This is a genomic window from Amycolatopsis roodepoortensis (assembly GCF_024628825.1).
In the GTDB taxonomy this organism is placed as follows: domain Bacteria; phylum Actinomycetota; class Actinomycetes; order Mycobacteriales; family Pseudonocardiaceae; genus Amycolatopsis; species Amycolatopsis roodepoortensis.
In genome coordinates this window covers 4302089-4326293 of the sequence record NZ_CP102415.1, presented here as the reverse complement: position 1 = coordinate 4326293, position 24205 = coordinate 4302089, and the positions used below count along the sequence as shown (strand labels likewise).

Genomic DNA, 24205 nt, shown 5'->3' with positions numbered 1-24205 from the left:
GGTTCGTCCGCCAGCGCGGGCCCGGCCAAAGCGACCAGTCCCATCGTGACGGCGGTGCAGGCCAATACTGTGCGTGTCCAGCGCGTCATAAGTAGACGTAAACCCGCGGGTAATGACTGTGTCAACAACGTCCCGGTAATCGGTGGGGAATTCACGACCTTCGTAGGAGATTCCTGACGGCCGCCCTGTCGACCTTCCCGGGGCCTCGCAAAGGGAGCTCTTCGGCGAATTCGACCCGCTTCGGAGCGGCGGCCGCACCGGCCTCTTCGCGGCACGCGGCACGCAGCGATTCGACGTCGCAACCAGCGCCGACGACGAGCGCGACGACGGCTTCGCCCCACTCGGGGTCGGGCACTCCGACCACGCACGCGTCCCGGATTCCGGGCTGGGCGGTCAAGATCCGCTCGACGGCCGCGGCGGCCACCTTCACCCCGCCGGTGTTGATCATGTCGTCGATCCGCCCGAGGATCTCCAGCCGCCCGTCGGTCGTCCACCGGCCCCGGTCGGAAGTGCGGAACCGGCCGTCCTCGAAGGCCTCCGCGGTCAGGCCGGGGCGCAGCCGGTAGCCGTGCGCGAGGACGTCACCCGTGATACAGACCCGCTCGTCCTCGAGTTCGACGCGTACTCCGTCCAGCGGTACACCGTCGTAGACGCAGCCGCTCGCGGTCTCGCTCATGCCGTACGCGGGCACGATCTTCACGCCCGCTTCGGCGGCGCGCTCGCGGAGATCCGCCGTCGTCGCCGCGGCGCCGACGATGATCGCGTCGAAGGCGCGCGCCGCCGCCAGGCCGGGGCCGCCCGCGTCGAGCAGCCGCCCGAGCTGGGTCGGCACGAGCGCGGTGTAGCGCGGCCCGTCCAGGGACAGCAGCGGTGCGGCGGCTTCGGCGAAGTCGTCCGGCCGGAAACCGGAGGCGTGCAGCACGGACGGCGTCGTCCCGGCCAGCAGTGAGCGCACCAGCACCTGGAGCCCGCCGATGTAGTGCGCCGGGGTCGCGAGCAGCCAGTGGCCCGGCCCGCCGAGCCTCTTGTGGGTCGCGTGAGCCGACGCGGTGAGCGCCGACGCCGACAGCAGGACACCCTTCGGCTCACCGGTGGAGCCTGAGGTGGCGATGATCACCGCCGTCCCGGGTTCGGCCGGGCGCGTCGGCTCCATCGCGTCCCGCAGGGGCTCCGACGAGTAGGGGAGGACGGCGGGGCCGCCGTCGAGCGCCTCGGCCAGTGCCGCGGTCAGCTCGACGATCGACTCCGGACTCCCGTCCACCCCTACCGCACGCATCCCGCCAGGCTAACGCCGAAAGGACACTCGGCTCAGCAGTGCTTCGTGGCGCCGCCGTCACTGAGGTAGTGGTCGGAGAACCAGCCTTGCTTCTGCGTGCCCGCGATCCGGCCCCAGGTCCAGAAAGGGTTGCCGTTGACTTCGGTGCCGGTCGTGTAGCAGTGGTAGTAGATCAGCGTGCCCCCGGCGACCCACCCGTACGAGGAGCAGTTGGTGTGCGGGCCGGAGCGGTAACGCATCCTCTCCTTCGTCCGGCCTTCACCGCTGTCCTTGTTCGAGTGCCCGTGGCTACAGCTCAGGGTCTGCACCGGGTCGGCGGGTGCCGCGTCGGCGACCCCGCCGACGCCGAGCAGCCCCGCCGCGACGACGCCCGGCAGCGCCAGAGCAGCTCTTCGGAGTGACTTCTTCATCGTTGGTCCCCTCGAAATAGTCGGGTTTCGCTTTCGAGGGGAAACGTAAGCGCCGCCGAACTCCCTGCTCCAGGCCTTTTCGCCTGGTCGAAAAGGGTCAGTAGTAGTACGGGAAGGCCGACCAGTCGGGGGAGCGCTTCTCCAGGAAGGAGTCGCGGCCTTCGACGGCCTCGTCCTGCATGTACGCCAGTCGGGTGGTTTCGCCGGCGAAGAGCTGCTGGCCGACCAGACCGTCGTCGGTGAGGTTGAACGCGTACTTCAGCATCCGCTGCGCCGTCGGCGACTTGCCGTTGATCGCCCACGCCCAGTCCAGCGCCTCGGCCTCGAGCTGCGCGTGCGGGACGGCGGAGTTGACCGCGCCCATCGCCTGCATCTGCTCGGCGGTGTACTCACGGCCGAGGAAGAAGATCTCCCGCGCGAACTTCTGCCCGACCTGCTTGGCCAGGTACGCCGAGCCGTAGCCGCCGTCGAAGGAGCCGACGTCGGCGTCGGTCTGCTTGAAGCGCGCGTGCTCGGCCGAGGCGAGCGTGAGGTCGCACACCACGTGCAGCGAGTGCCCGCCACCGGCCGCCCAGCCGGGGACCACGGCGATGACCACCTTCGGCATGAACCTGATCAGCCGCTGGACCTCGAGGATGTGCAGCCGTCCGGCCCTGGCGGGATCGATCGTGTCGGAGGTCTCCCCTTCCGCGTACTGATACCCGGAGCGTCCGCGAATACGCTGGTCACCACCGGAGCAGAACGCCCAGCCGCCGTCCTTCGGCGAAGGGCCGTTGCCGGTGAGCAGGACGCACCCGACGTCCGAGCTCATCCGCGCGTGGTCGAGCGCGCGGTAGAGCTCGTCGACGGTGTGCGGGCGGAAGGCGTTGCGGACCTCGGGACGGTCGAACGCGACACGTACGACACGTTTGCCTGAGCGGCTCTCAGAGGAGCGGTGATAGGTGATGTCGGTGAAGTCGAAACCTTCGACCTCGGTCCACAAGGCGGGGTCGAACAGCTCGGAAACCTGGGCGTCATCCACGTTTGGGAGAATAGGACGTGTGGCCGTGAGTCGTAGTGTGAAACCCGAGGTCTGCCGGTGAATCCTTCCACCGCGCAGGCCAGGGTCATCGTCGACGAACTCGTCCGCAACACCGTCTCGCACGTCGTCCTCTGCCCGGGCTCACGCAACGCCCCGCTGTCGATCGCGCTGTACGACGCGGCGGCCGCCGGACGCCTCCAGCTGCACGTCCGCATCGACGAACGCGGCGCCGGATTCCTCGCCCTCGGCATCGCCGCGCGCACCGGCCGCCCCGTGGCGGTGCTGTGCACCTCGGGCACCGCGGCCGCGAACTTCCACCCCGCCGTGCTGGAGGCCGACCGCGCGGGGGTGCCGCTGATCGTGCTGACCGCCGACCGGCCGCCCGAGATGCGGGCCGCCGGCGCGAGCCAGGTCATCGACCAGCACCAGCTCTACGGCAACGCCATCCGCTACTTCGACGAGCTCGCCGTCGCCGAACGCCGCGCCGGGCAGAACTCGTACTGGCGTGGCCAGATCTGCCGCGCCTGGAACGCCGCGTACGGCGAATGGCGCTGCGGGCCGGTGCACCTGAACATCCCGTTCCGCGAGCCGCTCGTGCCCGATCTCGACGATGACGGCGAGTGGTACGAGTCACTCGAAGGGCGTCCCGACGGCGCTCGCTGGACGGAGCTCCCGGACTTCGGCGCGCTTCCCTCTTTCGTGGTGCCCTCGGCTCGCCACGGCCTGGTCATCGCGTGTGACACCGGGGTGCAGGCGGCCAGCGAGTGGGCCGAGCTGCACGGCTGGCCGGTCGTCTCCGAGACCGGCGGTATCGGGATGGCGGGCGCGACCGCGATCTCGTCCGGCGCCTGGCTGCTCGGCGTCGAGGAGTTCATCTCGCGGCACAAACCCGAGCAGGTCCTGTGCATCGGGCGTCCGACGGTGTTCCGGCAGGTCCAGCGGGTGCTGTCCGATCCGGACGTCGAGGTGCTGCTGGTCCGGCCCGATTCGGACTGGCCCGCGCCCGCGCACAACGTCCGCCAGGTCGGCCAGTGGTTCGACGAGCCGACCAAACCGGCCGATCCGGAGTGGCTCGCGAGCTGGCAGCGCGCGGACAAGGCGGCGGCGGGGGCGGTCACCGAAGCGCTGGCCGACGAGCCGTGGCCGAGCGGGCTGCGCCTGGCGACCGAGCTGGTCGACGCGGTCCCGGAGGGGTCGCTGCTGGTCGTCGGCTCGTCCAACCCGACCCGCGACGTCGCCCTCGCCGGACGCCTGCGGCCCGACGTCCTCGTGCACCGCAACCGCGGCGTCGCCGGGATCGACGGCATGGTGTCGACCGCGATCGGCGCCGCGACCGTCCACAGGGGACATTCGTACGCCCTGCTCGGCGACCTGACGTTCCTGCACGACGCGAGCGGCCTGCTGACCGGGCCCGCCGAACAGCGCCCCGACCTGACGATCGTGGTGCTCAACGACGACGGCGGCGGCATCTTCTCCCTGCTGGAGCAGGGCGCGCCCGAGCACAACGCCAGCTTCGAGCGGGTCTTCGGCACGCCGCACGGCGCCGACCTCGGTGCCCTGTGCGCCGGTTACCGCGTGCCGCACGTCGTCGCCGAGACGCTCACCGAGTTCCGCGCGGCGCTCAAGCCCGCGCCGGGGCTGCGCGTGGTGGAGGTCCGCGTGGACCGAACGCGTCACCGCGAGCTGCACGCGCGCCTCCGTACGGCGGTGTCGTCGGCCGTACGCGCTGTCTAGCCGATTTTGATCTCAGTCCAGAGGCTAGGAACCCCTCCTTCGGACGTGTCTCCGCGTCGATCGGCTGGCTACGTTCGAGCGCGCTGACAAATCCTGGGAGGATTCGCAATGCGCTTGAAGACTCGCGCCGGCTTCGCCGGATTGACCGCGGGCGTCGTCTCGGTGCTGCTCGCCGGCAGCGCGGCCGCCGCACCCGCGCCCGGCTCGATCGGCATCGGCGACCCGTACTACCCGCACGCCGGGAACGGCGGCTACGACGTCGGTCACTACGACCTCCGCCTGACCTACCAGCCCGCCACGGACCTGCTGTCCGGCGCCACGACGATCCTGCTCACCGCGACGCAGGACCTCTCGGCGTTCAACCTCGACTTCGGGCTGAAGGTGTTGAGCGTCCGGGTCAACAACCGGCCCGCGAAGTTCGCGACGTCGACCGACGGCACCGGTGAGCTCACCGTCACGCCGGCCTCGCCGCTGAAGAAGGGCCAGACGGCGACCGTCGTCGTCGCCTACGCGGACACCCCGTCGAAGGTGAAGATCGACGGCTTCACCGCCTGGAAGAAGACCCCGGACGGCGCGCTGGCCGTCGATGAGCCGCAGAGCGCGGCCTGGTGGTTCCCGTCCAACGACCACCCGACCGACCTGGCCACCTACGACGTCTCGGTCGAGGTCCCGAACGACGTCGCCGCGCTGTCGAACGGCACGCTCGTCCGCAAGACGGTGCAGCGGCCCGGCTGGACGCGCTGGAACTGGCGCAGCACCAAACCGCAGGCGACGTACCTCACGTCGCTGGAGGTCGGCAAGTTCGAGGTGAACGAGCAGACCACGCCGGACGGCAAGCCGTTCATCACCGCCTACGGCGCCGACCTCGGCGAATCGCTCGGCGCGGCCAAGGCCAGCATCGAGCGGACGCCGGAGATCACCGAATTCCTCGCCTCGAAGTTCGGGCCCTACCCGTTCGAGGCGCAGGGCGGCGTCGTCACCACCGGCATCACCTTCGCGCTGGAGAACCAGACCCGGCCGGTGTACGGCGCCAGGGCCTTCCGGAGCGGCTCCAACACCTCGATCGTCGCGCACGAGCAGGCGCACCAGTGGTTCGGTGACAGCGTCACGCTCGGCAAGTGGAGCGAGATCTGGCTGAACGAGGGCTTCGCCTCCTACGGCGAGTTCCTGTGGTCGGAGGAGAGCGGCGAGGGCACAGCCGACGAACTCGCCCAGTACATCTACGACTCGATTCCGGCCGAGGACCCGTTCTGGCAGGTCCTGCCCGCCGACCCCGGTGCGGACAACCAGTTCGACGCGGCCGTCTACGACCGCGGCGCGCTCGCGGTGCACGCGTTGCGCAAGGCCGTGGGCGACGACACGTTCTTCCGGATCCTGCAGACCTGGCAGCAGGTGAAGAAGGCCAAGTCGGCGGTGATCCCGGAGTTCATCGCGCTCGCGGAGCGGATCTCGGGCAAGCCGCTGTACGACCTGTTCCAGACGTGGCTGTACACCAAGGGCAAGCCCGCCGTGGGCCCGAACGGTGCGCAGGCGGCATTGCGGGCCGCTGTGGCCCCGGTCGCACCGAAGTCGTACCCGCAGATCAAGGCGACCCATGAATTCCTCGCCGAGCGACACGCCCACTGACGGGTAGCGATACGCTCGCGGCGTGACGGCCAAAGCGGAGCGGGTGAGGCGCATCGGGTGGTATGCCGCCCTCGTTGTCGCCTCACTCGTCACCGTGCTCGGCGTCTCGCTGCTGTTCGCCGCCATCCGGAACGACAGCGCGATCGAAGCGGAGCTCGGGCAGGCGACCGCGCAGGTCGAGTCGGTGGCCTTCGACCGCACGATCATCAACTACGCGACCCCCGACGGCATCATGCACAGCCCGGCCAACGGGGTGCTCTACCCCTCCGGCCTGGCCGCCGGGCAGCTGGTGAACATCGAGTACGACGTCGGCGACCCGGAACTCGCCCGGGTGGCCGGGCGCTCGGCGGCGAACACACTGCTGCCGCTGGGGAGCATGATCTTCTTCACCTGGCTGATCGCCGGCCCGCTCCTTTGGTGGATCCGGCGGCAACGGCTGGCCTACCGGCGCTCGCTCGCCGAGTCGTCCGCCTGATCACGCGTGTCGTCCCTCTGATCACGCGAGTTACGCCCCCAATCACGCGAGTTACGTCCCCAATCACGTGAGTTACGCCCCCAATCACGCGAATCTCGCGCCCAATCACGTGAGTTCCGTGCTCAGTCGCGCGAGCTTGCCGCGCGGAACCGGCGAACACGTGTGATCAGACGGCGCACTCACGTGATCAGACGGCGCACTCACGTGATCAGACGGACGACACGCGTGATTGAACGGACGACACGCGTGATCGGATGGCGCACTCGCGTGATCAGGGGCGTAACTCGCGTGCTTGGAGGCGTAACTCGCGTGTTTGGAGGCGTAACTCAGCCCACCGACTCCTGCCACCAGCCCAGGACCTCGTCGGCCACACCGGGGGCCGCGACCAGGAGCGCGTCGACCGGCAGGGCCGTCCCTTCCCCGTGCCGGTCCAGGACCACGGCACCCGCCTCGATGGCCAGCGCGACCGATCCGGCGACGTCCCATTCGCGGTAGCTGTGCAGCACCGCCGCGGCCGCGTGCCCCAGCGCGACCTGCGCGATCGCCAGCGCCGCCGAGCCGAGCACCCGGACGCCGGCGTGCGCGGCGGCGGCCCGTTCGATGAACTGGCCCATCCCGGGCCAGACACCCTTGCGCGTGAGTTCCGTGCAGACGATCGCGCCGGCGGTCCCGCATCGGTCGGTGAGCGTGATCGGCTTGCCGTTCGCCCGCGCGCCGCGGCCGCGGGCGGCGGCGTAGATCTGGGCGCGGTACGGGTCCGCGACCACGCCGACCACCGGGCCCGAAGCGTCGATCAGGGCGAGGCTGTACGCGCACCAAGGCACCCCGGCGACGTAGTTCGCGGTGCCGTCGACCGGGTCGACCACCCAGCGGTATTCCGCGACGTCGGCACCGTGGTCGGCACCGAATTCACCGCCGACGACGGGGATGCCGGGGAATTCCGCGGTCAGCACGCGCCGGGTGTGGCGTTCGAGGATCCGGTCGGTGTCGGTGACCCAGTCGAAGGGTGAGTCCTTCGGATCGGGCTGGGCGCCCCGGCCCGCGGTCGCGGTGATCACGTCGGTCGCGTCGTTGGCCAGCCGCCCGGCCACTTCGAGGGCCCTCGACACCAGCCCGGGCTCGACGGGCTGAGGCGGCCTAGACGACAGGAGGGTCATGCCTGACTAGTGTGGCCGAGCCTGGTTTACGGAACACGACCTTGAGATGACATGTCGTCTGTTCCGTTTTTGTTGGCGTGGGTGTCACAACCGGATGCGACAGTGATCCGCGTGCGAGTCGCGATAGTCACCGAAAGTTTCCTGCCCCAGGTGAACGGCGTGACCAACTCCGTGCTCCGCGTCGTGGAACACCTCCGCGACCGCGCGCACGACGTGCTGATCATCGCCCCCGGGCCGGGTCCCGTGGAGTACCTCGGCGCCCCGGTCGTGCGCATTCCCGCCCTCGATTTCCCCGGCGTGAACTCCCTCCCGGTCGGCGTGCCGACCAGGACGGTGCTCACCGCACTGGCCGATTTCGGGCCGGACGTGGTGCATCTGGCGTCGCCGTTCGTGGTCGGCGCCCGCGGGCTCGCCGCGGCCCGGCGGCTGCGGGTGCCGTGTGTCGCGGTGTACCAGACCGACATCGCCGGTTTCGCCGCCGCGTACGGCTTCGGTATCGCCGCCCGCGCGGCCTGGCGCTGGGTGCGCCGCCTGCACTCGCGGGCCGACCGCACGCTCGCGCCGTCGACGGACTCGGTGGATCAGCTGAAACTGCACGGGATCCCGCGAGTGCACCGATGGGCGCGCGGAGTCGACATCGAGCGGTTCTCCCCGGTCCACGCCGATCCCGCGTTGCGCGCCGAGCTGGCGCCGAACGGTGAACTGCTGGTCGGTTTCGTCGGCAGGCTCGCGCCCGAGAAGGAGGTCGAGCGGCTGACCGCGCTCGCCGGGGTCGACGGGATCCGCGTGGTCGTCGTCGGTGACGGGCCGGAACTGCCGATGCTGCGCGAACGGATCCCGGGTGCTGCATTCCTCGGCGCCCGATACGGCGAAGAGCTCTCCGCCGCGTACGCGAGCCTCGACGTGTTCGTCCACACAGGACCGTACGAGACGTTCTGCCAGGCCATCCAGGAGGCGATGGCGTCCGGGCTGCCGGTGCTGGCGCCGAACGCGGGCGGTCCGAAGGATCTGGTCCTGCCCGGCCGCACCGGGTACCTGTTGCCCGCCGACCGGGCCGGGTTCGCGACGGCACTGGTGGACAAGGTCAACGACCTGCGCGACGAAGCACTCCGGGCCCGGCTAGGGGAGAAGGCGCGCAAGGTCGTTCTGGGCCGGACCTGGCCCGCCGTCTGCCACGAACTGGTCGGCCACTACGAGGCCGTCCAGGGCAAAGTCGCGCGCGCGGCCTGACCAATGCACATCGTCCAGCTGGCCAACTTCTACGGACCACGCTCGGGCGGGCTCCGCACGGCCCTGCACCACCTCGGCGCCGGATATGTGGCGAGCGGCCATCAAGTGACCCTCGTGGTGCCAGGGCGGCGCTACGCGGACGAGACGCTGCCCTCGGGCGTCCGCCGGTTTTCCCTTCCCGCACCGCAGATCCCCGGCACCGGCGGCTACCGCGCGGTCGATCCGCATCGCGTGCGCGCGGTACTGGAACGTCTGGAGCCGGACAGGCTGGAAGTGTCCGACAGGCTGACCTTGCGCGGCATGGGCGTCTGGGCGCGGCGCAACGGCGTGCCCAGCATGGTGATCTCGCACGAGCGGCTGGACAGGCTGCTGGAGCAGTTCCTCATGCCGGAACCCGTCGCGCGGCGCGTCGCCGACGTCGCGAACCGGCGGATGGCGCGCCGCTACGACACGGTCGTCTGCACGACGGCGTTCGCCCGCGCGGAATTCGACCGGATCGCCGCACCGAACGTGCGCCGTGTCCCGCTCGGTGTCGACCTCGCGACGTTCACCCCGGCCCGGCGCGACGACGGCTGGCGGCACACGCTGACCGGGGACGCCGACGCGCTGATCGTCCACTGTGGACGTCTGTCGCCGGAGAAACACGTCGAGCGCAGCGTGGACACCGTCGCCGAGCTGACCGAGGCAGGGCACCGCGTGCGGCTGGTGATCGCCGGCGACGGCCCTCGGCGGCGTGCGCTGGAACGGCGGGCGCGCGGGCTTCCGGTGACCTTCCTCGGCTTCCTGTCCGGACGCGGCGACGTCGCGCGGCTGCTGGCCAGCGCCGACGTCTCCCTCGCGCCCGGTCCACACGAGACGTTCGGACTCGCGGCGCTGGAGGCGCTCGCTTCGGGCACTCCGGTGGTGGTTTCGGCGTCGTCCGCGCTGCGGGAGATCGTGCGACCCGGCTGCGGCGAGGCCGTCGACGATCGCGCCCCGGCGTTCGCGGGCGCCGTCACCGGTCTCCTGGAGCGCCCCGAGGACGCGCGGCGGGCGGCGGCGCGGGCGCGAGCGGAGGAATTCGCCTGGCCACGATCGGTACAGGGAATGCTCTCCGCGCTCGCTTGATCACTTTGTATCCATTTTGTACAACGGGCATTCATCGTCCCCTCACGCCATCGAGCGAGAGGACGGCACGTGAGGTTCGAAGTACTGGGCACGTTCAGCATCTCTTCCGGATCGCGGTCGGTCCCGCTGCACGGCCGGATGAGGAGAACGCTCCTCGGCGTGCTGCTGGTCCGCGCGAACACCTTCGTCCCGGTGAACGTGCTCACCGAGGCGCTGTGGGACAGCAAGTGGGAGCCGCGGGCGGTGCCGAAGCTGCACTGGCACGTCCACAAGCTGCGGCAGGCCCTGCCTGAAGGCGATCGGCTCGCCTTCGACAACGGCGGCTACCGCTTGGAGGTCCACCCCGGCGAACTCGACGTCGAGACCTTCGAGACGCTGGCGGGCCAAGCGTTGAAGGCCGCGGACCCCGCGCAGCGCGCCTCGCTGATCCGGCAGGCCCTCACGCACTGGCACGGCGCACCCTACGAAGGCCTCGACGTCCCGCTGCTTTCGGACGAGACGATGCGTCTCTCGGAGCACCGGCTGGTCCTGCTCGAAGAGCTCTACCAGGCCGAACTTGACCTTGGGCGGCACGCGAGCGCGGCCGTCGAGCTGGCGGATCTGGTGCGGCGGAACCCGCTGCGGCAGCGTGCCCAGTACCTCCTGATGGACGCTCTTTGGCGAGCCGGGCGCACGTCCGACGCGCTGGCGGCGTACCGGCGTGCGCGCCGGATCTCGGTCGATCAGCTCGGCCTCGAACCGGGGCCGGAACTGCGGTTGCTGGAGCGGAGGATCCTCGCCGGCGAGGTCGCGGGGGCCGGTGCGCACCGTGCCCCGGCGTTGCTTCACCGGGCCAGGTGAACCTACGGCGCGTCGCTTTGCTCCCGCTTGGGTGACCTGTCTCAGAACTCCGGGGTTAGGGTTCGAGGTATGTCCCGAGCGAGTCTTGACAAGGATCCGCACGAAGTCGCCGCCATGTTCGACGACGTCGCGGACGGCTACGACCGCGCGAATTCGTTCATGACCTTCGGCTTCGACCGCCGCTGGCGCACCATCACCGGCCGGGTGCTGGACGCCAAACGCGGCGAGAAGGTGCTGGACCTCGCGGCGGGCACCGGCGTGTCCACGGTCGAGTACGCGCGCAACGGCGCGTGGTGCCTCGCGGCGGACTTCTCGGTCGGCATGCTCAAGGCGGGTAAGCACCGCGGCGTCCCGATGGTGGCCGCGGACGCGATGAAGCTGCCGTTCGCCGACGAGAGCTTCGACGCGGTGACCATCTCGCTCGCGCTGCGGAACTTCGTCGACACCAAGGCCGCGCTCACCGAGATCGCGCGCGTGGTCAAACCGGGCGGCCGTCTGGTGATCTGCGAGGTGTCGACGCCCACATTCGGCCCGATCCGGTTCCTGCACCGGAAGTTCATCGCGAAGCTGCTCACCTGGGTCGGAGCCAGGACCTCGTCGAACCCCGAGGCCTACTCCTACCTGGCCGAATCCATGCTCGCGTGGCCGGATCAGCGGACGCTGGGCGAGATCATCGCGAGCGCCGGGTGGACCGAGGTGGAGTGGCTGAACCTCACGTTCGGCGTCGTCGCCATCCACCGCGCGAAGAAGCCATCCGTAAACTCGCGCGCATGACCCGTCGCAATGCTGACCACGACGCCGAAGTCATCGTCGTCGGTGCCGGACCGGCCGGCTCCACCGCCGCCACGTACCTCGCCCGCGCGGGCGTCGACGTGCTGCTGCTGGAGAAGACCGAGTTCCCGCGCGAGAAGGTGTGCGGCGACGGTCTGACCCCGCGCGGCGTCAAGCAGCTCATCGACCTGGGGATCGACACCAGCGAGGACGCGGGCTGGGTGCACAGCCGCGGCCTGCGGATCCTCACCGGCGAGCTCACGCTGGAGCTCGACTGGCCGGACCTGACCAGCTACCCGCCGTACGGCGTTTCGCGGACCCGTCAGGACTTCGACGACCTGCTCGCGAAGACCGCGGTCAAGGCGGGCGCGCGGCTCTACGAGCGCACCACCGTCACGGGCGCCATCACCAGCCCCACCGGCCGCGTGATCGGCGTCGAGGCGAAGGTCGGCCCGGAGAAGACGCCGGTGAGCTACCGCGCTCCGCTGGTACTGGCGTGCGACGGCGTCTCCGCGCGGCTCGCGCTGAGCGTCGGCATCCAGAAGAACGAGAAGCGCCCGATGGGCGTCGCGGTGCGGCAGTACTACAAGAGCCCGCGCCACGACGACCCGTTCATCGAGGGCCACCTGGAGCTGTGGGACCGCTCGGACCCGCGCGACCCCAAGCTGCTGCCCGGCTACGGCTGGGCGTTCCCGCTCGGCGACGGCACGGTGAACGTCGGCCTCGGCATGCTGTCGACGTCGGCCGCGTTCCGCAGCACCGACTACCGCGCGCTGCTGCGCCAGTGGCTCGACGGGACGCCCGAGGAATGGGGCTACCGCGAGGAGAACGCCATCGGCAAGGTCGGCGGCGCCGGTCTCCCGATGGGCTTCAACCGCACCCCGCACTACCGCGACGGCCTGCTGCTGCTCGGCGACGCGGGCGGCATGGTCAGCCCGTTCAACGGCGAGGGCATCTCGGCCGCGATGGAGTCCGCGCAGCTGGCGTCGGAGTTCGTCGTGCAGGCGCTGGCGCGTCGCGAAGGCCCTTCGCGTGAGCGTGCGCTGGAGGGCTACCCGCGCGCCGTCGCGGAGCTGATGGGCGGCTACTACCGGCTCGGCAACGTGTTCGCGAAGCTGATCGGGAAGCCGAAGGTCATGCACGCCGCGACGAAGTACGGGCTGCGCATCAACTCGATCCTTCCGTTGGTGTACAAGGGACTTTCGGGCTGCTACGACGCCAAGGGCGGGGACGGCGTCGACCGTCTGATCGCCGCTCTGGCGCGCGCCACCCCCTCCCCGCGCTGACGCTTTCGCAACTCGCGTGAAGGCGAGGCGGCGGCGGTGCGACCTGGGGCGCGTTGGTCGTGAGTGGCGATTCGGGTTCTAACCCGAATCGCCACTCACGACCCGCTGGACCCATGCCCACCTGCACCACGCCACACGTCTGGACCAGTCACGGGTACTCCGGGCAGTGGTATCGGTCACAGGACAAATGTGGTCAAACAGCCCCTCGAAGCCGATCTTGGGAACGACGTCGCAGGTCATCGGTACCGCACGCCGGAAGTAACCGTACTGGCCGTGCGGTCAAGTTAGGGCAGCCTTATAGCACGGGGCCTAGGGACAAGAATGTGAGTCACGTCCTACACTCGCCCCATGCTTTGTGAATCGCTTCACATCCTCGACGGGAGGCTTGTGAACTATTTCACAAGCAAGGGGGCCGTCATGCACGGCCCGTAAGGGTTGCCTTACCCCCGGCGGTGTGACCCAGGTGACTTAGGGTGCCGACCGAGGGAAGCGGTGAACCCCGACTCGAAAACCGCAGCGGCGCGGAAAGGATGGCGAAAACCCCGTGCTGATGTTGCCCGTGCTGACCCAGGCGAGCACCCCCTCGGTGCCCAACCTGGACATGTACCTCCCCCTGGTCCTCTTGTTCGTCCTCGCTCTCGCGTTCGCGGTGCTGTCGGTGCTGCTCGGCCCGCTCGTCGGCCCGAGCCGCGCCAACAAGGCGAAGCTCGCGGCCTACGAATGCGGTATCGAACCGTCGCCGCAGCCGGTCGTCGGCGGCGGCCGGATGCCGGTCGCGTACTACATCACCGCGATGCTGTTCATCCTGTTCGACATCGAGATGGTCTTCCTCTACCCGTTCGCGGTCTCCGCGGACGCGCTGGGCATGTTCGGCCTGGTGGAGATCGTGCTGTTCATCGCGACGGTCGGTTTCGCGTACGCCTACGTGTGGCGTCGCGGCGGCCTGGATTGGAACTAGAGAAGCATGGGCCTCGAAGAAAAACTCCCCAACGGCATCCTCCTGGCCAGTCTCGAAGGCCTGGTGAACTGGGCCCGCAAGAACTCGATGTGGCCCGCCACCTTCGGTCTCGCCTGCTGCGCGATCGAGATGATGACCGTCGGCGGTTCCCGTTACGACATCGCGCGTTTCGGCATGGAGCGCTTCAGCGCGACGCCGCGCCAGGCGGATCTGATGATCGTCGCCGGCCGCGTCACGCAGAAGATGGCGCCGGTGCTCCGCCAGATCTACGACCAGATGGCCGAGCCCAAGTGGGTGCTGGCGATGGGCGTCTGCGCCTCGTCCGGCGGGATGTTCAACAACTACGCCGTGGTGCAGGGCGTCGACCACATCGTCCCGGTCGACATGTACCTCCCCGGCTGCCCGCCGCGCCCCGAGATGCTGCTCGACGCGATCCTGAAGCTGCACGCCAAGATCCAGGACGAGCCGATCAACGCCCGCCGGGCCGCGATCCGCGCCGCCAGCGGTGAGCGCACCGAGCTGATCGCCTCCTCGATCAAGTACGCGAAGAAGTGAGCGACGTGCCCGAAGAAAACTCCCCCGAAACCCCGGAAACCGGCGGCGAGCAGTCCAGCGCCGACCGTCCCGAAGGTGGCCTCGAGCCGAAGGGCACCCGTCCGGCCGAGCCGGTCGTCACCGGTAAAGAGCGCCAGGGCATGTTCGGCGTCAGCGGCACCGGTGACACCTCCGGTTACGGCGGCGTCCGCCTCCCCGCGTACAGCCCGCCCCCGGCGGAGCGCCCGTACGGCGGCTGGTTCGACGAGTTCGCCGACGAGTTCTACGCGGCCTTGGCGGACAACAAGATCCCGGCGAACGCGATCCTGCAGACCACGGTCGACCGCGGCGAGATCACCTTCTACGTCTCACGCGACCACCTCGTCGAGATCGCCAAGGTCCTGCGCGACGACACGGGTCTCCGCTTCGAGCTGCTCAGCTCCGTCTCCGGCGTGGACTACGGCGTCGACGTCCCGCAGCGGCTGCACTCGGTCTACCACTTCACGTCGATGACGTACCGCCGCCGCATCCGGCTGGAGGTCACGCTCGACATCGAAGACCCGCACGTCCCGTCGCTGGTCGGGGTCTACCCGACGGCCGACTGGCAGGAGCGGGAAGCCTGGGACATGTTCGGCATCGTCTACGACGGCCACCCGGCGCTGACCCGCATCCTCATGCCGGACGACTGGGACGGCCACCCCCAGCGCAAGGACTACCCGCTCGGCGGGATCCCGGTCGAATACAAGGGCGCGGAGATCCCGCCGCCGGACCAGCGGAGGTCGTACTCGTGAGCACCGAAAACCTCTCCGACGTCACGACAGGCACCGCCACCGGACCCCGAGGCGCGGACAGCACCGACGACGTCAACTACGCAGACTCCCGCGACACCACCGAAGGCCGCGTCTACACCGTTTCCGGCGGTGACTGGGAAGACCTCATCGAGGACTCCCGCCACGACGAGCGCATGGTCATCAACATGGGCCCGCAGCACCCGTCGACGCACGGCGTGCTCCGGCTCGTGCTGGAGATGGAGGGCGAGACCGTCACCCAGCTCCGCTCGGTCATCGGCTATCTCCACACCGGGATCGAGAAGAACTGCGAGTACCGCACGTGGACCCAGGGCGTCACCTTCGTGACGCGCATGGACTACCTCGCCCCGCTGTCGACCGAGATGGCGTACTGCCTCGGCGTCGAGAAGCTGCTCGGCATCCAGGCCCCGCGCCGCGCCGAGCTGCTGCGCGTGATGCTGCTGGAGATCAACCGCATCGGCTCGCACCTGGTCTACATCGCCACCGGCGGCATGGAACTCGGTGCCACCACGGCGATGACGCTCGGCTTCCGTGAGCGCGAAGAGGTCCTGCACCTGCTGGAGCACCTCACCGGGCTCCGGATGAACCACGCGTTCATCCGCCCCGGCGGTCTCGCGCAGGACATGCCGGACGACTACCAAGAGGTGGTCAGCGCGTTCGTCAAGACGATGGACGAGCGGCTTCCCCTGTACGACAAGCTCTTCACCGGTCAGCCGATCTGGCGCAACCGGCTCAAGGGCGTCGGATACCTGCCGGTCGACGCTTGCCTCGCGCTCGGCGTCACCGGCCCGGTGCTGCGCAGCGCCGGTCTCCCGTGGGACATGCGCAAGACCGAGCCGTACTCGCGCTACGACGAGTTCGAGTTCGACATCCCGACCTCGACCGAGGCGGACTGCTGGGCGCGCTATCTGCTGCGGGTCGAGGAGATGCACCAGAGCCTGCGGATCATCAAGCAGTGCCTGAAGAAGCTCGAGCCGGGCCCGGTCATGGTCGAGGACAAGAAGGTCGCCTGGCCGGCGCAGCTCTCGATCGGCAGCGACGGCATGGGCAACTCGCTCGAGCACGTCCGCAAGATCATGGGCCAGTCGATGGAATCGCTGATCCATCACTTCAAGCTGGTCACCGAGGGCTTCAAGGTCCCGCCGGGCCAGACCTACACGTCGGTGGAATCGCCGCGCGGCGAACTCGGGGTGCACCTGGTCTCCGACGGCGGCACCAGGCCGCTGCGGGTCCACGTGCGCGAACCGAGTTTCGTGAACCTGCAGTCGATGCCCGCGATGGCCGAAGGCGGCCTGGTGGCGGACGTGATCGCCGCCATCGCCTCGATCGACCCCGTCATGGGGGGAGTGGACCGTTGAGCACCCAGCCCGGAACGACACCGACGCCCGAGCCCGGCACCAGCCTGGCCGAGCAGACCCACGTCGCCGCCGGTGGCGACGTCGACGTGATCGCGATCGCGCCGGATCCCGCCGAGGCGGAGGGGATCCTGGAGAACGCGAAGCTCGAAGACATCTTCGACGCCGACACCTACGCCAAGGCGCGGAACCTGATCGCGCGGTACCCGCAGTCGCGGTCGGCGCTGCTGCCGATGCTGCACCTGGTGCAGTCGGTGCAGGGTTACGTGAGCCAGGAGGGCATCGCCTTCTGCGCGCGGAACCTTGACCTGTCCGACGCCGAGGTCAGCGCGGTCGCGACGTTCTACACCATGTACAAGCGCCGCCCGTGCGGCGAGCACCTGGTGAGCGTCTGCACGAACACGCTGTGCGCGGCCATGGGCGGCGACGCGATCTACAAGAAGCTCCAGACGCACCTCGGTTCCGAGGAGAAGCCGTTGGGGCACAACGAGACCGCGGGCACGCCGAACGAGCCAGGCTCGATCACCCTCGAACACGCCGAATGCCTCGCGGCCTGTGACCTCGCTCCGGTCATCCAGGTCAACTACGAGTACTTCGACAACCAGACCGAGGAAAAGGCCGTCGCGCTGGTCGACGCGTTGCAGGCGGGCAAGAAGCCGGCCCCGACGCGCGGCGCGCCGCTGACGAACTTCAAGGGCGCCGAACTGCAGCTCGCCGGGTTCTTCCCGGAGGACGCGCAGCAGTACCGCACGGACGTCGACGGTCCTTCGCAGGCCGTCGAGACCCTGCGGGGAGCGCAGGTCGCGCGGGACCGCGGCTGGACCGCGCCCGCGATGAAGGACGTTCCGCTTCCGGAAGTGGAGAAGAAGTAATGGCCGATCCCATCACTCCGGTCCTGACGAAGCGCTGGCTTTCGCCCAACTCCTGGACGATCCAGTCCTACGAAGCCCTCGAGGGCTACACCGCGATCCGCAAGGCGCTCAAGGCCACTCCCGAGCAGATCGTCCAGCTGATCAAGGACTCCGGCCTCCGCGGCCGTGGCGGCGCGGGCTTCCCGGCCGGCATCAAGTGGTCCTTCATGCCCCCGAACGAGGACAAGCCGCACTACCTCGTCATCAACGCGGACGAGGGCGAGCCGGGCACCTGCAAGGACATCCCGCTGATGATGGCGGACCCGCACTCGCTGATCGAGGGCTGCATCATCGCCTCGTACGCGATGCGCTCGCACCACTGCTTCATCTACGTCCGCGGCGAGGCGCTGCACTGCATCCGCCGTCTCAACGCGGCCGTGCGCGAGGCATACGAAGCGGGCTACCTCGGCAAGAACATCCTCGACTCCGGATTCGACCTCGACATCACCGTGCACGCGGGCGCCGGGGCGTACATCTGCGGCGAGGAGACGGCGCTGCTGGACTCGCTGGAAGGCCGTCGCGGCCAGCCGCGGCTCAAGCCGCCGTTCCCGGCCGCCGCCGGTCTCTACGCCGCGCCGACCACGGTGAACAACGTCGAGACCATCGCCAGCGCGCCGTACATCGTCAACGGTGGTTCGGACTGGTTCCGCCAGATGGGCCGCGAGAAGTCGCCCGGCCCGAAGATCTACTCGATCTCCGGCCACGTCGAGAAGCCCGGCCAGTACGAATGCCCGCTCGGCACCACGCTGCGCGAGCTGCTGGACATGGCGGGCGGCATGAAGGACGGCATCCCGCTGAAGTTCTGGACGCCGGGTGGTTCGTCCACGCCGATGTTCACCGCGGAGCACCTCGATGTCCCGCTGGACTTCGAGGGCGCGGCGGAAGCCGGGTCGATGCTGGGCACGACGGCCGTGCAGGTCTTCAACGAGACCGTTTCCGTGCCGTGGGCCGTGATGAAGTGGACGCAGTTCTACGAGCACGAGTCCTGCGGCAAGTGCACGCCGTGCCGCGAGGGCACGTACTGGCTGGCGCAGATCCTGGAGCGCATGGTCGAGGGCCACGGCACCGAGGAGGACATCGACACCCTGCTCGACGTCTGCGACAACATCCTCGGCCGCTCGTTCTGCGCCCTCGGCGACGGCGCGGTCTCGCCGATCCAGAGCGGGATCAAGTACTTCCGCGAGGAATTCCTCGCACTGTGTGAAACCAACAAGCGCGAACTGGTGGGGGCGCAGGCATGACGATCGCACCCGACAAGCCGGGAACGTCCACAGAGGACACTCCGGTCCCCGAAGGCCACGTCAAGCTGGTCATCGACGGTGAAGAGGTCATCGCGCCCAAGGGCGAGCTGCTGATCCGCACCGCCGAACGGCTCGGCACGGTCATCCCGCGCTTCTGCGACCACCCGCTGCTCGACCCGGCGGGCGCCTGCCGCCAGTGCCTGGTCGAGGTCGAAATGGGTGGCCGCCCGATGCCGAAGCCGCAGGCCTCGTGCACCATGACGGTCGCCGACGGCATGGTCGTGAAGACCCAGCTGACCTCGGCCGTCGCGGACAAGGCCCAGCAGGGTGTGATGGAGCTGCTGCTCATCAACCACCCGCTGGACTGCCCGATCTGCGACAAGGGCGGCGAATGCCCGCTGCAGAACCAGGCGCTCGCGCACGGCCGCGCGGACTCCCGCTTCGTCGACACGAAGCGGACGTTCCCGAAGCCGCTGCCGATCTCCTCGCAGGTCCTGCTCGACCGCGAGCGGTGCGTGCTCTGCCAGCGCTGCACCCGGTTCTCCCGCGAGATCGCCGGCGACCCGTTCATCGAACTGCTGGAACGCGGCGCCCACCAGCAGATCGGTACCGCGGAGACCGCGGACGTGCTGGACCTGGCTTCGCGGACGACGTCGGGCCAGCCGTTCCAGTCGTACTTCTCCGGCAACGTCATCCAGATCTGCCCGGTCGGCGCGCTGACGTCGGCCGCGTACCGGTTCCGTTCGCGGCCGTTCGACCTGGTGTCCTCGCCGAGCGTGTGCGAGCACTGCTCTTCCGGCTGCGCCGAGCGGACCGACTTCCGCCGCGGCAAGGTCATGCGGAAGCTCGCGGGCGACGACCCCGAGGTCAACGAAGAGTGGATCTGCGACAAGGGCCGGTTCGCCTTCCGTTACGCCACCGCCGACGACCGCATCCGCCGTCCGCTGATCCGCAACGCCGACGGCGTGCTCGAAGAGGCTTCCTGGACCGATGCGCTGCGCGCGGCCGCGGCCGGGCTCGCCGAGGCGCGGGACGGCAAGGGCGCCGCGGTGCTGACCGGTGGCAGGTTGACTGTCGAGGACGCCTACGCGTACTCGAAGTTCGCGCGGATCGCCTTGGGCACCAACGACATCGACTTCCGCGCCCGCCCGCACTCGGCCGAGGAGCTGGGCTTCCTCGCCTCGCACGTGGTCGGGACGACGCCGGAAAGCGGCGTCACGTTCCGCGAGATCGAGCGGGCGCGCACGGTGCTGTGCGTCGCGTTCGAGCCGGAGGACGAGGCGCCGATCGTGTTCCTGCGGCTGCGCAAGGCGGCCCGCAAGAACCGCACCCGCGTCGTCCACTTGGGACAGTGGACCACCTCCTCGGTCCGCAAGACCTTCGGTGAGCTGCTGGCCTGCGCGCCGGGCGCCGAGGCCGCCGCGATCGACGGGATCGCGCAGCACGCGCAGGACGTCGACCAGGCACTGGCCTCGGAAGGCGCCGTGATCCTCGTCGGCGAGCGTGCCGCCGAGGTTCCCGGCCTGTTCTCGGCCCTGCACCGGCTGGTGGAGCGCACCGGCGCCCGGCTCGCGTGGATCCCGCGTCGCGCGGGTGAACGCGGTGCCTTGGCGGCGGGCGCGGCGCCGACGCTGCTGCCCGGTGGCCGCCCGGTCGCCGACGCCGCGGCTCGCGCCGAGGTCGAAAAGGCTTGGGGCGTCACCCTTCCCGCCACGGAAGGCCGCGACACCACCGCCATCCTCAAGGCGGCCGCCGAGAACGGCCTCGACGGCCTGCTGGTCGGCGGTGTCGACCCGGACGACCTGCCGGATCCCGGCCTGGCGTTGCGGGCGCTCGTGAACGCGAAGTTCGTGGTGAGCCTGGAGCTGCGGCACAGCGCGGTCACCGAGCACGCGAACGTCGTCCTCCCGATCGCCCCGGCGGTCGAGAAGGCGGGCAGCTACCTGAACTGGGAAGGCCGCCGCCGCGAGTTCGCCGTCACCCTCGAAGGCACCGGCGCCCTGCCGGACTGCCGGGTGCTCGACACCCTCGCCGTCGAGATGGACGCGGACATCTTCACGCAGACTCCGGCCGCTTCCGCCGCTGATCTGGCAAAGCTGCCCGTTAGGACCGAGCCCGCGACCTTCGAACCGGTGGCGGCCGCCGCCGCGAGCGCGGGGAACGGCAAGGTCCTCCTCGCCACCTGGCGCCAGCTGATCGACAACGGTTCGCTGCAGGACGGCGAACCGCACCTCAAGGGCACGCAGCGCGAGGTCGTCGCCAAGCTCTCGGCGAAGACCGCCGAAGGCTTGGGCAAGACCGTGAAGGTCTCCACCGAACGCGGTTCCATCACGTTGCCGATCGAGGTCGCGGACCTGCCGGACGGCGTCGTGTGGCTCCCGGGCAACTCCGACGGCTCGGCCGTCCGCGCCTCCCTCGGCGCGGGACACGGTTCGGCCGTCACCCTCACCGGAGGTGAGAAGTGACTCCGTTGCTCAGCCAGATGCCGGACGCCGCCGAGCGGGCGGCGCTGCTGGCCGACGACCCGTTGTGGCTGATCCTGATCAAAACGGTCGTCATCCTGCTGATCGGTCCGATCCTGACGATCTTCCTGATCGTCTGGGAGCGCAAGGCCGTCGGCCGGATGCAGAACCGTCCCGGCCCCAACCGGGTCGGGCCCGGCGGCTACCTGCAGTCCCTCGCGGACGCGATCAAGCTGCCGTTCAAGGAACAGATCATCCCGGACACCGCCGACCGCAAGGTGTACTTCCTCGCGCCGGTGATCTCCGCGGTGCCGGCGCTGATCGCGCTGGCCGCGATCCCGTTCGGCCCGGTGGTCTCGATCTTCGGTGAGCGCACCACGCTTCAGCTGGTCGACCTGCCGGTCGGCGTGCTGGTGATCCTGGCCTGCTCCTCGATCGGCGTGTACGGACTGGTGCTGGCGGGTTGGTCCTCCGGCTCGCCGTATCCGCTGCTCGGTGGGCTGCGAAGCGCGGCTCAGGTGATCTCGTACGAGATCGCGATGGGTCTCTCCATCGTCGGCGTCATCCTCTACGCGGGTTCGATGTCGACCTCGCAGATCGTCGAGTCGCAGCAGACCGGCTGGTACTTCTACCTGCTGCTGCCGAGCTTCGTGATCTACCTGATCTCCATGGTCGGCGAGACCAACCGCGCGCCGTTCGACCTCCCCGAGGCCGAATCCGAGCTGGTCGGCGGTTTCCACACCGAGTACAGCTCGATGAAGTTCGCGATGTTCTTCCTCGCCGAGTACGTCAACATGGTGATCGTCTCGGCGTTCGCGACGACGTTGTTCCTCGGTGGCTGGAAGTTCCCGTTCGTCGGCGCCGACCACGCGCTGAACCAGGGCTGGCTCCCGCTGATCTGGTTCTCCGCCAAGCTGTTCATCCTGCTGTTCGGCTTCATCTGGCTGCGCGGCACGCTGCCGCGGCTGCGGTACGACCAGTTCATGCGGCTGGGCTGGAAGGTCCTGGTGCCGGTCAACCTGGTCTGGATCGTCGTGATCGTCACGGTCCGCGCGATCAAGAACTCGGGCGGCCTGTCCACCCCGCAGATCCTCATCGGCGGCGGCGCGCTCATCCTCGTCGTCGTCATCCTGAGCCTGCTGCTGCCGGACAAGAAGGTCCCGGACGACGACTACGTCCCGGTGACCGGCGGCGGGTTCCCAGTGCCGCCGCTCGACCTGCAGGTTCCGGAGAAGACCCCGCGTCAGAAGGCCATCGCGAAGGCCGAAGCCCGGGCTGCCAAACGCAAGCCCGCGGCGGTTTCCAGTGGAAGGGAGGCCGGCGATGGGGATGTTTGATCCCATCAAGGGTTTCGGTGTCACCTTCGGCATGATGTTCAAGAAGGTCGCCACCGAGGAGTACCCGGAGGCAGGCGCCCCCGCCGCTCCGCGCTACCACGGCAGGCACCAGCTCAACCGGCATCCGGACGGGCTGGAGAAATGCGTCGGCTGCGAGCTGTGCGCGTGGGCCTGCCCGGCGGACGCGATCTTCGTCGAAGGCGGCGACAACACCGAAGAGGCGCGTTACTCGCCCGGTGAGCGGTACGGCGCCGACTACCAGATCAACTACCTGCGCTGCATCGGCTGCGGGTTGTGCGTCGAGGCCTGCCCGACCCGGTCCCTGACGATGATCAACTTCTACGAGCTGGCCGACGACGACCGGCAGCGGTTGATCTACACCAAGGAAGACCTCCTCGCGCCGCTGCTGCCCGGTATGGAGCAGCCGCCGCACCCGATGCGGCTGGGCGACAACGAGCAGGACTACTACGTCAACGGCCCGGAACTCGCACGGAAGCCCGCTGAGCCGAAGGAGCCGGTCCAGTGATCACGGCTTTCCTCGCGCAGACGGACGTTTCGGCAGGCATCACCACCGGCGAGACCATCGCGTTCTGGGTGCTCGGCCCGCTCGCGCTGCTCGGCGGGCTCGGCATGATCTTCTCCCGCAACGCCGTGCACTCGGCGCTGTGGCTGGTCCTCACGATGCTGTGCCTCGGCGCGCTCTACATGATCCAGCAGGCGCCGTTCCTCGGCTTCACGCAGATCATCGTCTACACCGGCGCGATCATGATGCTGTTCCTGTTCGTGCTGATGCTGGTCGGCCGGGAGAGTTCCGACTCGGTCGTCGAAGTGCTGCGCGGACAGCGGGTCATGGCGACCCTGCTCGGCATCGGCGTCGGCGGGCTGCTCGCCGCGGGTCTCGCCCGCGCGATGGCCAACGTGACCCCGGCCCTGCCGGTCGACCCGGCGAACGTCGACGGCGGCGGCCCCGGTGGGCTGGGACGGCTGATCTTCACGAAGTACCTGTTCCCGTTCGAGCTCACCTCGGCGCTGCTGATCACCGCCGCGCTCGGAGCGATGGTGCTGGCGTTCACCGACCGGCACGCCAAGGGCGGCAAGAAGAACCAGAAGGAACTCGTCGTCGACCGGTTCACCGGAAAGCACGACCGGCCTTCGCCGCTGCCCGGCCCCGGTGTCTTCGCCACGGCCAACTCGGTCGCCACCCCGGCGCTGCTGCCCGACGGCTCGATCGCCAGGGAGTCGCTCTCGGAGATCATCGAGTCGACTTCGGCCGCGCAGCTGGAAACCGAGCGCAAGCAGGTCGCCGGAACGGATCAAGGCCCGGACGCCCACGCGCTCGTAGGTAAGAAAGAAGGGGACGAGGAATGACCCCGACGTACTACCTGCTCCTGTCCGCGCTGCTGTTCGCCATCGGCGCGGTCGGGGTGCTGGTGCGCCGCAACGCGATCGTCGTGTTCATGTGCATCGAGCTGATGCTGAACGCGGCGAACCTGTCCCTGGTCACGTTCGCCCGGATCAACGGGTCGCTGGACGGCCAGGTGATGGCGTTCTTCGTGATGGTCGTCGCCGCCGCGGAGGTCGTGGTGGGGCTCGCGATCATCATGGCGATCTTCCGCACCCGGCGCTCGGCCTCGGTCGACGACACCAACCTGCTGAAGTACTAGG

23 protein-coding genes are annotated in these 24205 nt (G+C 69.3%); 19 read left to right on the top strand and 4 right to left on the bottom strand.

All coding sequences use genetic code 11. The annotated features are described in order from the left end of the window. Positions 1-151: 151 nt before the first annotated feature. From menE to NQK81_RS20280, 3 genes are all read right to left on the bottom strand, one after another. On the bottom strand, positions 152-1276 hold the full coding sequence (gene menE, locus NQK81_RS20290; protein WP_257489361.1) for an o-succinylbenzoate--CoA ligase: 1125 nt from the start codon (positions 1274-1276) through the stop codon (positions 152-154). Between the two features lie 32 nt (positions 1277-1308). Next, the gene (locus NQK81_RS20285) at positions 1309-1686 is read right to left on the bottom strand and encodes a hypothetical protein (protein WP_257489360.1); all 378 of its coding nucleotides are present in this window, start codon (positions 1684-1686) and stop codon (positions 1309-1311) included. A gap of 97 nt (positions 1687-1783) precedes the next feature. After that, entirely contained in the window at positions 1784-2707 is a 924-nt protein-coding gene (locus NQK81_RS20280) for a 1,4-dihydroxy-2-naphthoyl-CoA synthase (protein ID WP_257489359.1), read from the bottom strand. A 57-nt stretch (positions 2708-2764) separates the two neighbouring features. On the opposite strand from NQK81_RS20280, the gene menD reads away from it, so the two are divergent. The 3 genes from menD (at position 2765) to NQK81_RS20265 (ending at position 6542) form a co-directional block, all read left to right on the top strand. Further along, positions 2765-4441, top strand: a complete 1677-nt coding sequence (gene menD / locus NQK81_RS20275) for a 2-succinyl-5-enolpyruvyl-6-hydroxy-3-cyclohexene-1-carboxylic-acid synthase (RefSeq protein WP_257489358.1) — start codon at positions 2765-2767, stop codon at positions 4439-4441. A 108-nt stretch (positions 4442-4549) separates the two neighbouring features. Then, entirely contained in the window at positions 4550-6067 is a 1518-nt protein-coding gene (locus NQK81_RS20270) for a M1 family metallopeptidase (RefSeq protein ID WP_257489357.1), read from the top strand. A 22-nt stretch (positions 6068-6089) separates the two neighbouring features. Then, positions 6090-6542, top strand: coding sequence for a DUF3592 domain-containing protein (locus NQK81_RS20265; RefSeq protein ID WP_192747732.1), 453 nt, complete (start codon positions 6090-6092; stop codon positions 6540-6542). Between the two features lie 326 nt (positions 6543-6868). On the opposite strand, the gene NQK81_RS20260 is transcribed toward NQK81_RS20265, so the two are convergent. Next, positions 6869-7699: an inositol monophosphatase family protein gene (locus NQK81_RS20260; protein ID WP_126733241.1), complete on the bottom strand. Its 831-nt coding sequence runs from the start codon at positions 7697-7699 to the stop codon at positions 6869-6871. 111 nt (positions 7700-7810) lie between these two features. On the opposite strand from NQK81_RS20260, the gene NQK81_RS20255 reads away from it, so the two are divergent. The 16 genes from NQK81_RS20255 to nuoK all read left to right on the top strand — a co-directional run bounded on the left by NQK81_RS20255 (position 7811) and on the right by nuoK (position 24204). Continuing rightward, positions 7811-8929: a glycosyltransferase family 4 protein gene (locus NQK81_RS20255; RefSeq protein ID WP_257489356.1), complete on the top strand. Its 1119-nt coding sequence runs from the start codon at positions 7811-7813 to the stop codon at positions 8927-8929. Positions 8930-8932: 3 nt separating this feature from the next. Further along, positions 8933-10036, top strand: coding sequence for a glycosyltransferase (locus NQK81_RS20250; RefSeq protein WP_257489355.1), 1104 nt, complete (start codon positions 8933-8935; stop codon positions 10034-10036). A gap of 69 nt (positions 10037-10105) precedes the next feature. Then, the gene (locus NQK81_RS20245) at positions 10106-10876 is read left to right on the top strand and encodes an AfsR/SARP family transcriptional regulator (RefSeq protein WP_257489354.1); all 771 of its coding nucleotides are present in this window, start codon (positions 10106-10108) and stop codon (positions 10874-10876) included. Between the two features lie 69 nt (positions 10877-10945). After that, on the top strand, positions 10946-11650 hold the full coding sequence (locus tag NQK81_RS20240) for a demethylmenaquinone methyltransferase (RefSeq protein WP_257489353.1): 705 nt from the start codon (positions 10946-10948) through the stop codon (positions 11648-11650). Then, a complete protein-coding gene (locus NQK81_RS20235) occupies positions 11647-12933 on the top strand; it encodes a geranylgeranyl reductase family protein (protein WP_034310672.1) in 1287 nt (428 codons plus the stop codon). Before NQK81_RS20240 ends, NQK81_RS20235 begins: the two co-directional genes overlap by 4 nt. A gap of 550 nt (positions 12934-13483) precedes the next feature. Then, positions 13484-13891 carry an NADH-quinone oxidoreductase subunit A gene (locus tag NQK81_RS20230; RefSeq protein WP_192748015.1) on the top strand — a complete coding sequence of 136 codons (408 nt, stop codon included), beginning with the start codon at positions 13484-13486 and terminating at the stop codon, positions 13889-13891. Positions 13892-13897: 6 nt separating this feature from the next. Next, entirely contained in the window at positions 13898-14446 is a 549-nt protein-coding gene (locus NQK81_RS20225) for a NuoB/complex I 20 kDa subunit family protein (protein ID WP_005151847.1), read from the top strand. 5 nt (positions 14447-14451) lie between these two features. Then, on the top strand, positions 14452-15216 hold the full coding sequence (locus NQK81_RS20220) for an NADH-quinone oxidoreductase subunit C (protein ID WP_257489352.1): 765 nt from the start codon (positions 14452-14454) through the stop codon (positions 15214-15216). Beyond that, on the top strand, positions 15213-16592 hold the full coding sequence (locus tag NQK81_RS20215) for an NADH-quinone oxidoreductase subunit D (RefSeq protein WP_257489351.1): 1380 nt from the start codon (positions 15213-15215) through the stop codon (positions 16590-16592). The genes NQK81_RS20220 and NQK81_RS20215 overlap by 4 nt, the downstream gene beginning before the upstream one ends. Beyond that, positions 16589-17461, top strand: a complete 873-nt coding sequence (gene nuoE, locus NQK81_RS20210) for an NADH-quinone oxidoreductase subunit NuoE (protein ID WP_257489350.1) — start codon at positions 16589-16591, stop codon at positions 17459-17461. Before NQK81_RS20215 ends, nuoE begins: the two co-directional genes overlap by 4 nt. Then, positions 17461-18741 (top strand): NADH-quinone oxidoreductase subunit NuoF, encoded by a 1281-nt coding sequence (gene nuoF / locus NQK81_RS20205; protein WP_257489349.1) that lies wholly within the window; start codon positions 17461-17463, stop codon positions 18739-18741. The genes nuoE and nuoF overlap by 1 nt, the downstream gene beginning before the upstream one ends. After that, complete coding sequence (locus NQK81_RS20200) at positions 18738-21206, top strand: NADH-quinone oxidoreductase subunit G (RefSeq protein WP_257489348.1); 2469 nt, start codon at positions 18738-18740, stop codon at positions 21204-21206. Before nuoF ends, NQK81_RS20200 begins: the two co-directional genes overlap by 4 nt. After that, complete coding sequence (gene nuoH, locus NQK81_RS20195) at positions 21203-22540, top strand: NADH-quinone oxidoreductase subunit NuoH (RefSeq protein ID WP_257489347.1); 1338 nt, start codon at positions 21203-21205, stop codon at positions 22538-22540. The genes NQK81_RS20200 and nuoH overlap by 4 nt, the downstream gene beginning before the upstream one ends. Then, entirely contained in the window at positions 22527-23066 is a 540-nt protein-coding gene (gene nuoI, locus NQK81_RS20190; RefSeq protein WP_125678873.1) for an NADH-quinone oxidoreductase subunit NuoI, read from the top strand. Before nuoH ends, nuoI begins: the two co-directional genes overlap by 14 nt. After that, the gene (locus tag NQK81_RS20185) at positions 23063-23908 is read left to right on the top strand and encodes an NADH-quinone oxidoreductase subunit J (protein ID WP_126733250.1); all 846 of its coding nucleotides are present in this window, start codon (positions 23063-23065) and stop codon (positions 23906-23908) included. Before nuoI ends, NQK81_RS20185 begins: the two co-directional genes overlap by 4 nt. Next, the gene (nuoK, locus tag NQK81_RS20180) at positions 23905-24204 is read left to right on the top strand and encodes an NADH-quinone oxidoreductase subunit NuoK (RefSeq protein ID WP_005151882.1); all 300 of its coding nucleotides are present in this window, start codon (positions 23905-23907) and stop codon (positions 24202-24204) included. The genes NQK81_RS20185 and nuoK overlap by 4 nt, the downstream gene beginning before the upstream one ends. Position 24205 lies beyond the last annotated feature (1 nt).